The sequence below is a fragment of the Hydrogenophilus islandicus genome (genome assembly GCF_054657095.1).
Genome location: NZ_BAAHXE010000009.1, coordinates 18381 through 32448, shown reverse-complemented (window position 1 = coordinate 32448; position 14068 = coordinate 18381). Strand labels below are relative to the sequence as shown.

Genomic DNA, 14068 nt, shown 5'->3' with positions numbered 1-14068 from the left:
CATCCTCGGCGGCGCGCGCTCGGGAAAGAGCCGCTTCGCCGAAGCGCTCGCGCGGCAGTCTCCCTACCCGGTCACCTACCTCGCGACCGCTGCCCCCGCTGACGCCGAGATGCGCGAACGGATCGCCCACCACCGCGCCCGTCGCCCAAGCGGCTGGGCAACCGAGGAGGTTCCCTTTCACCTGGCCGCAGCGCTTGCGGCGGCGCGCTCAGCCGGGCGCACGGTGGTCATCGACTGCCTCACCCTCTGGGTGAGCAACTGGCTCTTGTGGTGCGAAAGCGGTTGGATCGCGGAGGGGCTCACCCCGCCGACTGCCGCCGCCTCTCAAGAAAAGCGGCGCGACGGGTGGCAGCGCGAGCAAGAGGCGTTCCTCACGCTCCTTGCGCACTCGGCAGCAACCGACGCCCCTGCCTGCGACAAGGCCCCCGCGATTCTCCTTGTTGCCAACGAAGTAGGACTCGGGATCGTCCCCGCCGACCCCCTCTCCCGCCGTTTTCGCGACGAAGCAGGGCGTCTCAACCAGGAGGTGGCGGCGCGCGCGACCCACGTCACCTGGGTCGCAGCAGGACTCCCAATGCCCCTCAAAACCCCACACCCTTAGGAACCGACGATGCTCCCCACTCCAGCACCCATCGACGAGACCCTCGCCCCGAAACTCCAGCACGCGATCGACCGCAAAACGAAGCCCGTCGGAGCGCTCGGGCGGCTGGAGACGGTGGCGCTGCAGCTCGGGTTGATCCAAAACCGCCTCGAACCAACCGCCCACCACCCCTACGCGCTTGTCTTCGCGGCCGATCATGGCGTTACCCGTCACCACCCCGTCTCTGCCTACCCGCGCGAGGTGACGTGGCAGATGGTGCACAATTTCTTGAATGGCGGGGCGGCGATCAACGTCTTCTGCCGCACCTTCGGAATCCCCCTCAAAGTGGTCGATGCAGGCGTCGACCACCTCTTCCCTCCCCATCCCGACCTCATCGACGCAAAATTGGCGTTCGGCAGCAACGACTATGTCACGTCACCGGCGCTGGGGCAGGAGCTTGCCCACCGTGCGGTCGCCACCGGTGCTGAGATCGTCGCCCGGCTCCCCGAACCCTTGGACCTCTTGATCGTCGGCGAGATGGGAATCGGCAACACCGCGACCGCGGCGTTGCTCCTTCACGCCTACACGGGGTTACCGCTGACAACGCTTGTCGGCCGCGGCACGGGGCTCGACGACGCAGGGCTTGGCCGCAAGCGAGCGATCCTCGAGCAGGCGCTTGCGCGCGGCGGCATCCCGTCCGATCCATGGGCCGTTTTGGCCGAGTACGGGGGGCTCGAGATCGCCCAGATGGCCGGCGCAATGCTTGCGGCAAGCGCGCGCCGCGTTGCAGTGCTCGTCGATGGGTTTATCGCCACCGCCGCTGCGGTCACGGCACTGGCGCTTGTGCCGGCGTTACGCCCCTACCTCATCTTTTCCCACTGTTCGAACGAACAGGGGCACCGCGTGGTGCTCGCGCACCTCGGTGTCACCCCCCTCATCGACCTGGAACTGCGCTTGGGAGAGGGGACCGGCGCGGCGCTTGCGTACCCGCTGGTGCGCGCCGCTGCGGCGTTTCTCACTGAGATGGCGAGTTTCGAATCGGCTGGCGTCGCCGACCGCACTGCTGATTCTTCCAAAGTCCCGTGAAGCATTTCTCCTTTTATCTACGGCGCGAATGGCGGCGTTTTTCCCAAGCGCTCTGCTACTTTTCCCGTCTTCCCTGCCCTGGTGCCGGCACCTACCGCGCCCACCGGGTGCCGCGCACCCTCCCCTACTTCCCGTGGGTGGGCGTTGTCGTCGGCGCGTTGAGCGCAGCCGGGTATCTCGCGGGGATCGCCCTCTTGGCCTCTCCGCACCTCGCCGCGCTCCTCGCGATCGCGACGGCGCTACTTGTCACCGGCGCGTTTCATGAGGATGGGCTCGCTGACACCGTCGATGGCTTTGGCGGCGGCTACGATACAATTCGCGTTCTTGCGATCATGAAGGACTCGCGCATCGGCACCTTCGGCGCGGTGGCGCTGTGGCTTGCCCTCACGCTGCAGTGGGCGGCGCTTGCCGAATTGGGCGCGCGCTGGGGAACCCAAGCCGTCTGCCTCTCGCTCATCGCGGCCCACGCCACGGCCCGCTGGTGGGTGCTGCTGCCGATGATGCGCCTTCGCTACCTGCGGGTTGCCGATGGCAGCAAAGCCTACCCGTTTGCCGCGCCGCACCTTTCGCGTAGCGAGTGGCTGAAGGCGGTCGCTGCCCTCTGGCCGCTTAGCCTCCTGCCGCTCAGTGTCGCGACAGGGCTCGTTGTCGGCAGCGCCCTGGGGGCGCTCTACTGGAGCTGGCGCAGTGAGCGGCGCCTGGGGGGCTACACCGGCGACGTGCTGGGCGCAACCGCCACAACCGCCTGGACCACTGGAATACTGGGAATTTTGACTGCATGGAACTTTACCTGATCCGCCACCCGAAAACTGCCGCGCCGGATGGGGTCTGCTACGGCCAGAGCGAATGGCCGCTTGCGGAAGACCCCGCGGCCGTCGCGGCACGACTCCAACCGCACCTGCCACTGCAGTTTCATCTCTACAGCAGCCCGAGCGAACGGGCTGCGCTCCTTGCGCGCGCCCTTGGCCGCCCCTCGTACGACGATCGCCTGCTTGAGATCAACTTTGGCGAATGGGAAGGGGTCCCCTTCGAGACGATCGATCCGACCCTCTTTGCGCAATGGGCGGCGAACCCCTTCGGCTTTCAGCCTCCAGGAGGGGAATCGGCCGCCGAGATGGCGATTCGCGCGCTCGAATGGTGGCAGGAGACGCGCGAACGGCGGCTCGACGCCGACGCGATCGTGGTGGTCGCCCACGCAGGGCCGTTGAAGGCGATCGCCGGGCATCTCTTGGGGCTACCGCGCGAACGGTGGCTCGCGCTCGACTTCGCCTGCGGGCAGTCGACGCGCATCGACGTCGCACCGTGGGGCGCCACCCTCAAATGGTTCAACCGCTAGGGAGGCGCCTTACTGTCGTCCAGATGCTCCCGGCGCTCCATGCCGGGGGTGTGGAACGCGGCACCGTCGAGATCGCCGAGGCGCTCGTTGCCGCTGGCCACCGCGCGATCGTGATCGCCGACGGCGGCCGCTACAGCGAGCGGCTCACGGCGATCGGCGCCGAGTGGTTCCCCTGGCCGGTAGGGCGCAAGTCCCTTGCGACCTTCTGGCGCTACGTCCCGAAGGTGCGGGAGCTGCTGCGCCGCGAACAGGTAGATATTCTCCACCTCCGCTCGCGCTTTCCCGCGTGGGTCGGCATGCTCGCGTGGCGGGGACTCCCCCCCTTGGAGCGGCCGCGGCTCGTCACCACCGTCCACGGCTTCTATTCGGTGAACCGCTACAGCGCGATCATGACCCGCGGCGAAGCGGTGATCTGCGTCTCCGACGCGATCCGCCGCTACGTGGTGCGCCACTACCCAAAGACCGACCCCGCGCGCCTGACCGTCATCCCACGCGGAATCGACCCCGCCCACTACCCCCGTGGCTACCGCCCCACCGCGGAGTGGTTCCAGGAGTGGTTCGCGCAATTTCCTGAAACACGCGGCAAACGGTGGGTGACGCTTCCCGCGCGCCTCACCCGCTGGAAGGGGCAGTTGGAGCTCCTCGCAATCTGGCCGGAGATCGTCGCGCGCCACCCCGACGCTCATGCGCTCTTGGTGGGCGGCTTTGATTCCCGCCGCGCCGATTATGTCGCGGAACTGCGCCGCCTCATCGCCGAGCGCAACCTCACCGCGAGCGTGACGCTCACCGGTGACCGCCCCGACCTCAAGAATATCCTTGCCGCCTCGACCGTCGTCCTCTCGCTCTCCACCGACCCCGAAGCCTTTGGCCGCACCACACTCGAAGCACTCGCCCTCGGCACGCCTGTGGTCGGCTACCACCACGGCGGCGTTGCCGAACAGCTTGCCGAGATCTACCCGCACGGTTCCGTGGCGGTGGGCGACCGCACGGCCCTTGCGCGCCAACTCGACGCCGCGCTCGCCGGAGCCCTCCCCCCCGTTACCGCACCCCTTCCCGAACCCTTCACCCTGGCCGCGATGCAGCGCGCGACCCTCGCCCTTTACGAGCAGCTCGCCGCCGCGCCTCGGGCCTCGTAGCCCCCTAGGACAATCGCATTTTTCTTCATCTAGTCTGCGGCGATCCCCAATGCGTTTGCCTTGGGAAGGTGAAATCACGGGGTTTTACGTATAATCGATATCGTTTTCCTTGCCAGCACTCACAACCATCAGCATGCGGAAACTGCATTGGAGTCTGCTCAAGCGCTTATATCGTCTGAGAGGCCGCTTTGGGGTTTACACCCGCCTTGGGCGGAAATGGCTGCTGGAAAACCGCAACTGGATCGATCAGCAACTACTCATTCGCCGCCCCTACGAGGTGGCGCAACTAGATCGGTGTCGCCAGCTGATCCGGGAATACCGCCTGACCCACTTCTTCGACATCGGTGCCAACTTCGGGCTCTATTCCGTGCTCTTGGCCGACGAGTCAGAGCTGTCTGTCATTCATGCCTTCGAACCCCTGCCGCGCAATGCCCACCAGCTCGCCGCTAACCTTTACCTGAACGGCTTGGACGATCGGGTGACGCTGCATCAGCTGGCCTTGAGCGATCAAACGGGGGAGCTGGAGCTGTTTGTAGACCCCCATTCCACCGGGGTGTCCACCATTCTCGAAGCCCAATCCCGCCGTCGTCAGAAGGCCTACCGGGCGAGCATCAGGGTACAAGCCAGGCGCTTCGATGAACTGTTTGTGCTGAGAGGCGTTCGCGCCTTGGTGAAGATGGACGTGGAAGGGGCCGAGTTCATGGCTCTGTCAGGCATGATTGACTTCCTAGCCCATAACCTGGTGGCGCTGCAGGTGGAGACCACGCCCGAGACGGAAGAACAGGTGGCTGGCTTCATGGCGACCGTCGGTTACCGCGCCGCAGGACGGCTGGGCGCCGATGCGTATTACACCAATCTTTGAGCAAGGCACCCCTAACTTTCCCATTTCTGAAATTTCCAGCTGCGCCCGATTGTGCGTACAATCACGGCAATCCCGCCCTGAAAGAGGCCCAATGCCACTCCCCCTCTCTGTCTTCATCATCACGAAGAATGAAGCCGACCGTCTGCCAGCGGCGATCACCAGCGTCCGCGACTGGGTCGACGAGGTGATCGTCGTCGATAGCGGCAGCACCGACGCAACCGTTGCCGTTGCCGAATCGCTTGGCGCGCGGGTGCTACTCCGCGCGTGGACCGGCTACGGCCCGCAGAAGGTCTTCGGTGAGCGCTCGTGCCGCAACGACTGGATTCTGAACATAGACGCCGACGAAGCGGTGAGCCCCGAGCTCGCTGCTGAAATTCAAGCCCTCTTTCGCGCGGGCGAACCGCCGCACGCCGCCTACACCCTGCCGATCCTCCCGATCTACCCGACGCAACTCCGCGGCCACCCGTGGACCGCTTTCCACCACCCCATCCGCCTCTACGACCGCCGCCGTGCCGGCTTCAAGGACCATCCGGTGCACGACTCGGTCGTCGTCCATAGCGGCACCGTCGGCCACCTCAAGGGGTTTGTGCTTCACCGCTCGTTTCGCTCCCTCACCCACCATATCGCCAAAACCAACGAAAACTCGACGTGGCGCGCCGAGGATCTGGTCCGACGCGGACGGCGGCCGAACGGCCTGATGCTCTTTCTCTTGCCCTTCTTTGCCTTTTGGAAGGCGTACCTTCTGCGCCGCGAGTTTGCAAACGGCACCACCGGCATCGTCATCAGCCACATGTACGCGATCCAGCGTTTTCTGCGCCTTGCGAAAGCGTGGGAATACCACGAGCGGGTGCGCCTTGGCCTTCAACCCCCTCCGACCGAATCGGCCGGGTCGCAGTCTCCCGACGATTCATCGACCACTGCCGCATCCGACCGATGACCCGAACCGTCCTCTGGTGGGGGCGGTTTGACCCCCGTTATGTTCGCAACCGGTTTCTCATGCGCCTCTTTGTCGAACTCGGGTGGCGAATCACAACCTTCCGCCCGCGGGTAAGCCGCTTCGGCGACTGGGAAGCGCGCCTGCGCCGCTTGGCGCCACCCGACCTCGTCTGGGTTCCTGGGTTTCGCCAACGCGACCTCGCCGCGGCGGCGCGTTGGGCCCACGCCCATGGCATTGCCCTCATCGCCGACCCCCTGATTTCCGCGTACGCCAAGCAGGTCTTCGAGCGGCACAAATGGGCACCCGAAAGCCGCGCTGCCGAGAGACTGCGTCGCAGCGAAGGGGAACTTTTCGCACTTGCTGACGCGGTGGTTGCCGACACCCCCGCCCACGCCGCCTTTTTCCACGACGCGCTCGCGGTGCCCGACGAGAAACTCCACCTGATCTGGCTGGGGGCTGAGGAGGCGCACTTTCGCCCCACACCCCTCCCGCCCCCATCTGATGCGGGCCCCGAGGCGCTCTTTTGGGGAAGTTTCCTGCCGCTCCACAGCCCGCAGACGATCGTCGCAGCGGCGCAAATCTACCATGGCCCCCCACTTCGGCTCACCCTGATCGGAAGCGGCCCGTTATACGCGGCGTGCGCCCAGAGCGCGACGGGATTAGCCCCGAATATCACCTTCACCTTTGCGCCACCCATCCCCTACGAACAGCTCCCCGAGCGGGTGAGCGCCGCCCACTTTGTCCTCGGCTACTTTGGCGACACCCCCCAAGCCGCCCGGGCCATCTCCAACAAAGTCTTTCAAGGGATGGCGAGCGGCCGCCCAGTGGTGACGCGCGCTGCCCCGAGCTACCCCCCGGAGGTGCGCGACAAGGCCGCGCCCGAGACGGGCCTCCTCTGGGTTCCGCCCGCCGACCCCGCGGCGCTTGCGGCAACGCTCGCAAAGCTCGCAAGCGAAACCCCTCAGCAATGGCAAAGGCTGGGCGAAGCGGCTGCCGCGACTTTTCGCACCCACTTCGCCGAGGCGGTAATCAGGGCGCAACTTGCGGCGCTTCTTGCCCGCTTGGGCTTTTGACGAGCGCCAACCAGAACCCCACCAACAAAAACCAGACCACCGGAAACCACCAGACGTTGAGGAGCACCGGTTGCGACTGCAGCGGAAACGCGTACGCGGCCAGTGCTGCAGCCCACGGTGCCGCTCGCTCCTGCGCATCTTGACCTGCGCGACGCCAGCGCCACACCATCACCGCCGTAAGCCCCACCACCCAAGCGATCCCGGCACCCCCCAATTCCGCCCAGAGCCCCATGTAGAGACTGTGGGCATGAAACGGCTCGTTATGGAGAAATAAATCACCTGGGTCAGCAAACTCGGCGTAGACGTGGGAAAACTGCTTCGCCCCGACACCGAAAAAGGGGTGCGCAACCCCCATCCGAGTAGCGTTGCGCCACAACTCCCAGCGGTTGGAGGTCATTTTCGCCAACGCTTCAGCACGCTCTTCGTCTCTCGGTTGGGCGGTGAGCGTCCTCACCCCCTCGTAGGCGTTCCCCATTCGCAACTGCCACGCCGGCGAAAAAGGGATCACCACCGCCACCGCCACGACTGCGCTAGCAAAGACCCCAACGAGCAGCGCCCGCGGCCAGCGCCACACCACCGGAATCGCGGCGAGCACCAGGAGCTGCAAACCGCTTCTTGCCCCCGAAAGGAGCACCACCCACAATGTCAGAAGGAGAAGCGGCAGCACAATCACTGGCCGTGCCCGCCACCGCCAAACAGCAAGAGGAAAAAGCACTGACAGAAACCAAGGGAGCTTCAGGGAACTAGCAAAAGGCCCCACCAATCGCCCTTCGAATTCGGTAGCGGCGTAGGGAACCCCGAAGAGGTCGCGCCCCACCGCCCACTGGACCACGGCGTCGACAAGGAGAAAGCCAAAGGTGAGCGCTGCGCCCCGCTGCCACCAGTCGCTCGCTTGGGGAAGGCTCCTTGCCGCCCAGCCGACCGCCGCAGTCGCGAGAGCAAACCCCAGAAACCCTACGACGTAGGGAAGTCCCGCCTCGGGACGTGGCGCACCCCACAGGGAGAGCGCCGTGATGAGCGCCAACACCGTCAAAGCGCCCCCCAACTCGCGGGCAAGGGGTGTGGCCCAGAGAGTGCTCCGTTGGCGAGCGACCAGGAAAAGCGCCACCGCGACGAGGAGGAAAAAGGGTAACCGCGGCCCCCCCGGCAAGGGTTGCGCCCAGAGGAGCGCTGAACCGAGAAGCAGGACAATCGCCGCCCACCGCCGGTCGGACCCGTTCACTGCCCCCTCACTTCCACGACTTGATCACCCACATCGGCGGAGAGAGCGGCGCACCCCCCGGCAACCGCTCGAAGGTTCCCTCGCCACTCTTGTCGATCAGATAGTAGGGCTCACCGCGCGCCGGCACCACCTTCATCATATAGACCCTGCCACCGACCCGATATTCGGTGATCGTCTGATCCCCCTCTTGGCGGATCACCACCTCCGGCTCGACCAGATCCCGTTCGGTGATCGGCCCGGGAATTGCGGGCGGCGGCGGTGCGTCGGCAAAGACCGGCTCGCTGTTCCCCGCACCCTTTTTCGCTTCTCCCCCCTGCGCCCAGGCGCCGCCACCCTGCACGGCCACAGCGCACGTCAAAATCCATCCCATCACCCACTGATGCTTGCTCATCGCTATCTCCTTACAACTGCAACAACAACTGCCGCTCGTGCGGCAACGGTTCGAAGCCTCGCGTCTCATAATGTTTGAAGATCGCCGCCACCACCTCGTCGGGGTCGTCGATCACCTGGGCAATCGTCAAATCTTCGGGGTCGATCATCCCCTCCGTCACCAAGCGATCGCGTAGCCAATCGAGCAACCCCTGCCAGAAGGGGCGATGGACCAAAATCACCGGGATACGCCGGCTCTTTCCGGTTTGGATCAAGGTCATCGCCTCCATCAGCTCATCGAGCGTCCCAAAACCCCCGGGCATCACCACGTAGGCCGAAGCAAAGCGGACAAACATGTATTTGCGGGCAAAAAAGTGGCGGAAGGTCTGGGAAACATCCTGATAGGGGTTGGCATGCTGTTCGTGGGGCAGCTGAATGTTGAGCCCGACCGAAGGGCTTCGCCCAAAATAGGCCCCTTTGTTCGCCGCCTCCATGATTCCGGGGCCACCGCCCGAGATCACCGCAAAGCCGGCGTCCGAAAGCTTGCGGGCGATCCGCTCAGCGAGTTGATAGTAGGGGTGCTCGGGCGCCAAGCGTGCGCTCCCGAACATCGACACCGCCGGCCGAATCGGCGCCAGCCGCTCCGCCCCTTCGACGAACTCGGAGAGGATCCCCAGCAGCCGCCACGCCTCACGGCCATTTTCCATGATATCTTTGGGGTCGTCAAACCCAACCGGTATCTTGTCTCGCAGCGCCATCGTCGCCTTCGTCTCCACTTCTGCAGCCGCTATGCTACCCTAACGGCCGGTAAAATCGTCTTCTGAGCAGCGCGCCATGACCCGACTCGTCCTCGTCGACGGCTCCAGCTTCCTCTACCGCGCCTTTCATGCGCTCCCCGACCTGCGCACCGCCGCGGGCGAACCCACCGGGGCGATCCGCGGCGTCGTCACGATGCTCCATAAGCTCGAGAGCCGCTACCCCGCCGAATACCGCGCCTGCATCTTCGACGCCCCCGGTCCCACTTTTCGCGACGAACTCTTCGCCGACTACAAAGCCCACCGCCCGCCGATGCCCGAAGCGCTGCAAGAGCAGATCGCCACGCTGCATGCGCTCGTCCCGCTCATGGGCTGGCCGCTGATCGTTCAAGAAGGGGTCGAAGCCGACGACGTCATCGCCACCCTCACCAGAGAGGCGCGCGAACGCGGGTGGGAGGTGGTGATCGCCACCGGCGACAAGGACCTCACGCAACTCGTGCGCGACGGGGTCCTCTGGGTCGACACGATGCGCGACGAGACGCTCGATGAAGCCGGCGTCATCGCAAAATTCGGCGTCACCCCTGCGCAGATCCCCGACTATCTTGCGCTGGTGGGTGACACCGTCGACAACATCCCCGGTGTTCCCGGCTGCGGCCCCAAAACGGCGGCGAAGTGGCTGCAGCGCTTCGGGTCGCTCGACCACCTCATCGCCCACGCGGACGAGATCTCCGGCCAAGTGGGCGAAAAGCTTCGCCAGGCGCTCGCGTGGCTCCCCAAAGCGCGCGAACTCACCACGGTACGCAGCGACGTGCCGCTTCCCTTCACAGTCGACGCACTTACCGCCCGCCCCGTCGACTGGCCCGCGTTGCGCCGCTGGTTCGACCGGCTCGAATTTCGCACCCTCAGCAAACAGTTTGCTGCCGAACACCCCGACGCCCTCTCCCGTGAAACCCCGCAAGCCCCGGTGCCCTCCCCGGCTCCCGAGCTACTCGACGCCAAGGAAGTCCCCGCACCGCCCCCCTCGGCACTCGAACCGCCCGACGCCGCCGAAGCGCGCCGGGCCCGCTACCGCACGATACTCACCCGGGCCGACCTCGACGCGCTCGCCGAACGCCTCGCCACCGCCGCGGCCACCGGTCAGATCGTCGCGTTCGACACCGAAACGACCAGCCTCGACGCGCGCAACGCCGCCCTCGTCGGCCTCTCGTTTGCCTTTGCCGAAGGGGACGCCGTCTACCTTCCCGTCGGCCACCGCCTCCTCGACGGCCCGCAGCAGCTCTCGCTCGAGGAGGTGCGCGCAGCGCTTGCCCCCTGGTTTGCCGACCCCGCCGCGCCGAAAGTCGCCCAGAACGCGAAGTTCGACCTGCACGTCCTCCACCACCACGGGATGAGCGTTGCCGGCACACCCGACGACACGATGCTCATCGACTACGTCCTCGAGAGCGATCGCGAACACGACCTCGACCGCCTGAGCGAGCGGGAGCTCCACCTCACCCCCCTCACCTACAGCGCCGTCTGCGGCAGCGGCAAAAACGCCATCTCCTTTGCCGACGTCGCCATTCCCGTCGCCACCCGCTACGCCGCTGAAGACGCCGACCTCACCTGGCGGCTCTACCACCACCTGCGGGCGCGGCTCGCCCAACTACCTCCCCTTGAGCGCGTCTATGAACAGATCGAACGGCCACTCGTCCCCGTCCTTACCGCGATCGAACGGGTCGGCATCAAAATCGACACCGCGCAACTTCGCGCCCAATCCGAGCGCTTTGCTGCACTCCTCGCAGACCTCGAAGCACGCGCGACCAAACTCGCCGGTCGCCCCTTCAACCTCGCCTCCCCCAAACAGGTTGCTGAACTTCTCTTCCACGAGCTCGGCCTCAAACCGCCGAAAAAGACCGCCACCGGACAAGCGAGCACGAGCGAAGAGGCGTTGGCGCTCCTTGCCGACCGGCTCGACCCAGCGACCACCGAATACCAGCTGATCGCGACGCTCCTCGAGCACCGGCGGCTCGCCAAACTCAAGAACACCTACCTCGACAAGCTCCCGCAGATGGTCGACCCGGCAACCGGCCGCGTCCACACCACCTTCTCCCAAGGCGCAGTCGTCACCGGTCGCCTCTCCTCCTCCGACCCGAACCTCCAGAACATCCCGGTGCGCACAGAGGAAGGGCGGGCGATCCGCCGCGCCTTCGTCGCAGAAGAGGGGTACCGGCTCATCTCTGCCGACTACTCGCAGATCGAACTGCGGATCATGGCCCACCTCTCGGGGGACCAGGCGCTGATTGACGCCTTCGCCCGGGGCGAAGACATCCACCGCCACACCGCCGCCGAGCTCCTCAATAAACCGCTCGACGCCGTCACCCCCGACGAACGGCGCCTCGCGAAGACGATCAACTTCGGCCTCATCTACGGTATGGGCGCGCCGGGACTCGCCCGGTCGCTCGGGCTCTCCCGCAAAGAGGCCGAAGAGACGATCGCCCGCTACTTCGCCCGCTACCCGGGGGTGGCGCGCTACATGGAGCGAGCGCGGCAAAACGCCCGCGAACAGGGCTATGTCGAAACCCTCTTTGGCCGGCGCCTCTGGCTGCGCCAGATCCACTCGCAAAACGCCAACGTTCGCGCGGCCGACGAACGCGCCGCGATCAACGCCCCGATGCAGGGCACTGCCGCCGACCTCATCAAACTCGCGATGATCGACCTCGCCGCCTCCCTTGCCGAGCACCACCCGCGCGCCCGGATTGTGTTGCAGGTGCACGACGAACTCCTCGTCGAAGCCCCCGAAGCGGAGTGCGCTGCGGTCGCGGAACGGGTCAAGAGCGACATGGAGGGGGTAGCCACCCGCCACGCTGCGGCGTTTGCGATTGAACCCCTTGCGGTCCCGCTCGTCGTCGATGTCGGCGTGGGACAAAACTGGGACGAAGCCCATTGATCCCCTCCCGTGACCTGACGCTCTACCGCCGCCTCTGGCGCTACGTCCGCCCCTACACCGTGGCATGGTTGGTTGCGCTCGTCGGGTTTGCCCTCTTCGCCTCGGGGCAACCGATGTTGGCAGTGGCCCTCAAATACTTCGTCGACGGCCTCACCGACCCGGCGCTCGCCCACGTCACCCTCCCGTGGGTGGGAACTGTCGAGCTCCTGCCGTGGATCCCGGCGCTCCTTGTCGCGGTCGCCCTCTGGCAGGGGCTCGGCACCTTGCTTGGACAGTACGGCATGGCCAAGGTTGCCACCGGCGTCGTTCATGACCTGCGCCGCGACCTCTACCACCATCTCCTCCACCTCCCGCAGCACTATTTTCACGCCAACGACAGCGGCAGGACCGTCTCGCGCCTCACCCACGACGTCACGATGACCACCACCGCGGTCACCGATGCCGTACGCGTCGTGATCCGTGAAGGGCTCACCGTGGTCGCGCTCCTCCTCTACCTCCTCTGGTCGAACTGGCGGCTCACGGTGGCGCTCCTCATCGTCTTGCCGCTCCTAGCCCTCGTCGTTCGCCACACCCAAAAGCGGCTGCGCGCTGCGGCGCGGCAACTCCAAGAGGCGATCGGGGCGATCACCGGGCGCGTCACCGAGACTGTCCGCGCGATCGCCGACCTGCGCGCCTGCGGCGCGGAGGCAGTCGTCGAAGCGCAGTTCGCGCAGGCGAATGACGCCGAGCGCAACCGCCAACAGCGCCTCGCCCGAGTTGCGGCACGCCAGACGGTGGTGACGCAGCTCCTTACCTTCGCGGCGATGGGGGTCGTCCTCTGGCTCGTCCTGCAACTGCGCGGCGACGCCACTGTCGGCGAACTCGTCGCCTACGTCTCCGCCGCGGGGCTCCTCCCGAAGCCGCTCCGTCAACTCTCGGAAGTCGGCAACCGCTTCGCCCAAGGGCTTGCCGGGGCGGAGAGCGCGTTCCACCTCCTCGACACCCCTCCGGAACCCGAGACCGGCCACTTCGTTCCCACTGCTCCTCCGCGCCGCGCACGCGTTGAACTCGACCGCGTCACCTACCGCCACCCCCAAGGGGTGCGGCCCGCGCTCACCGACGTCACCTTGACGCTCGAACCCTGCACCTTCACCGCGCTCATCGGCCGCTCAGGAAGCGGTAAATCGACCCTCGTCCAGCTCCTCTTACGTTTCGCCGACCCCGATTCGGGCGAAATTCGCCTCAACGGCGTGCCGCTCCCCGCGTGGCAGCGCGCGGCGCTCCGCGACCAGATCGCCTTTGTCCCGCAACACCCGGTGCTCCTTTCGGGCACGATCGCCGAAAACGTCGCGTTGGGTGCCGGAACTCGGCAGGTGACGCGCGCCGAGATCGAAGCGGCGCTCGTTGCCGCGCACGCGTGGGAGTTCGTCGCGCACCTTCCCTTGGGGATCGACACCCCGATCGGCGAAAACGGCGCGCAACTCTCGGGCGGCCAACGGCAGCGGGTGGCGCTTGCGCGCGCGCTTATCAAACGGGCCCCGCTCCTCATCCTCGACGAAGCGACCTCGGCACTCGACAGCGAAACCGAAGCGGCGGTCCAAGCGGCGCTCGAGCGGCTTCGCCCGACCACTACGCTGCTGGTGATCGCCCATCGGCTCACCACGATCGAACGCGCCGACACCGTCGTCGTGCTGGAAGCGGGGCGCATCATCGAACAAGGGAGCCCCACGAGTCTCGCCACTCAACCCGGCCGCTACGCCGAGCTCCTTGCCGCAAGTCGAATTGCACCGCTATAATTGACGCAACG

Annotated in this window: 13 protein-coding genes; 10 read left to right on the top strand and 3 right to left on the bottom strand. The window is 66.1% G+C overall.

From position 1 onward, the window contains the following. The first annotated feature begins 1 nt into the window (after window position 1). The 8 genes from cobU to ACYQ6T_RS04525 all read left to right on the top strand — a co-directional run bounded on the left by cobU (window position 2) and on the right by ACYQ6T_RS04525 (window position 7010). Window positions 2-601, top strand: a complete 600-nt coding sequence (cobU, locus tag ACYQ6T_RS04560; protein WP_459828344.1) for a bifunctional adenosylcobinamide kinase/adenosylcobinamide-phosphate guanylyltransferase — start codon at window positions 2-4, stop codon at window positions 599-601. A 9-nt stretch (window positions 602-610) separates the two neighbouring features. Further along, window positions 611-1666, top strand: coding sequence for a nicotinate-nucleotide--dimethylbenzimidazole phosphoribosyltransferase (gene cobT / locus ACYQ6T_RS04555; RefSeq protein WP_459828231.1), 1056 nt, complete (start codon window positions 611-613; stop codon window positions 1664-1666). Continuing rightward, window positions 1663-2460: an adenosylcobinamide-GDP ribazoletransferase gene (locus tag ACYQ6T_RS04550; RefSeq protein WP_459828228.1), complete on the top strand. Its 798-nt coding sequence runs from the start codon at window positions 1663-1665 to the stop codon at window positions 2458-2460. The genes cobT and ACYQ6T_RS04550 overlap by 4 nt, the downstream gene beginning before the upstream one ends. Then, window positions 2445-3002 carry a histidine phosphatase family protein gene (locus tag ACYQ6T_RS04545; protein WP_459828225.1) on the top strand — a complete coding sequence of 186 codons (558 nt, stop codon included), beginning with the start codon at window positions 2445-2447 and terminating at the stop codon, window positions 3000-3002. Before ACYQ6T_RS04550 ends, ACYQ6T_RS04545 begins: the two co-directional genes overlap by 16 nt. Further along, window positions 2987-4138: a glycosyltransferase gene (locus ACYQ6T_RS04540; protein ID WP_459828222.1), complete on the top strand. Its 1152-nt coding sequence runs from the start codon at window positions 2987-2989 to the stop codon at window positions 4136-4138. The genes ACYQ6T_RS04545 and ACYQ6T_RS04540 overlap by 16 nt, the downstream gene beginning before the upstream one ends. Before the next feature lie 133 nt (window positions 4139-4271). Continuing rightward, window positions 4272-5000: an FkbM family methyltransferase gene (locus tag ACYQ6T_RS04535; protein ID WP_459828219.1), complete on the top strand. Its 729-nt coding sequence runs from the start codon at window positions 4272-4274 to the stop codon at window positions 4998-5000. 91 nt (window positions 5001-5091) lie between these two features. Continuing rightward, on the top strand, window positions 5092-5937 hold the full coding sequence (locus tag ACYQ6T_RS04530; protein WP_459828216.1) for a glycosyltransferase family 2 protein: 846 nt from the start codon (window positions 5092-5094) through the stop codon (window positions 5935-5937). Beyond that, on the top strand, window positions 5934-7010 hold the full coding sequence (locus ACYQ6T_RS04525) for a glycosyltransferase (RefSeq protein WP_459828214.1): 1077 nt from the start codon (window positions 5934-5936) through the stop codon (window positions 7008-7010). Before ACYQ6T_RS04530 ends, ACYQ6T_RS04525 begins: the two co-directional genes overlap by 4 nt. Here ACYQ6T_RS04525 and ACYQ6T_RS04520 read toward each other — a convergent pair. From ACYQ6T_RS04520 to ACYQ6T_RS04510, 3 genes are read right to left on the bottom strand one after another with little or no spacing between them, the layout of a single operon-like run. Beyond that, on the bottom strand, window positions 6967-8232 hold the full coding sequence (locus tag ACYQ6T_RS04520) for an O-antigen ligase family protein (RefSeq protein WP_459828211.1): 1266 nt from the start codon (window positions 8230-8232) through the stop codon (window positions 6967-6969). The genes ACYQ6T_RS04525 and ACYQ6T_RS04520 overlap by 44 nt on opposite strands. 7 nt (window positions 8233-8239) lie before the next feature. Then, window positions 8240-8623 carry a DUF2782 domain-containing protein gene (locus ACYQ6T_RS04515; RefSeq protein ID WP_459828208.1) on the bottom strand — a complete coding sequence of 128 codons (384 nt, stop codon included), beginning with the start codon at window positions 8621-8623 and terminating at the stop codon, window positions 8240-8242. Window positions 8624-8633: 10 nt separating this feature from the next. Continuing rightward, complete coding sequence (locus ACYQ6T_RS04510; RefSeq protein WP_459828205.1) at window positions 8634-9359, bottom strand: LOG family protein; 726 nt, start codon at window positions 9357-9359, stop codon at window positions 8634-8636. Between the two features lie 76 nt (window positions 9360-9435). Between ACYQ6T_RS04510 and polA the strand changes: the two genes are divergently transcribed. After that, the gene (polA, locus tag ACYQ6T_RS04505) at window positions 9436-12282 is read left to right on the top strand and encodes a DNA polymerase I (RefSeq protein ID WP_459828202.1); all 2847 of its coding nucleotides are present in this window, start codon (window positions 9436-9438) and stop codon (window positions 12280-12282) included. Beyond that, a complete protein-coding gene (locus ACYQ6T_RS04500) occupies window positions 12279-14057 on the top strand; it encodes an ABC transporter ATP-binding protein (protein ID WP_459828200.1) in 1779 nt (592 codons plus the stop codon). Before polA ends, ACYQ6T_RS04500 begins: the two co-directional genes overlap by 4 nt. The last annotated feature ends 11 nt before the right edge of the window (window positions 14058-14068 follow it).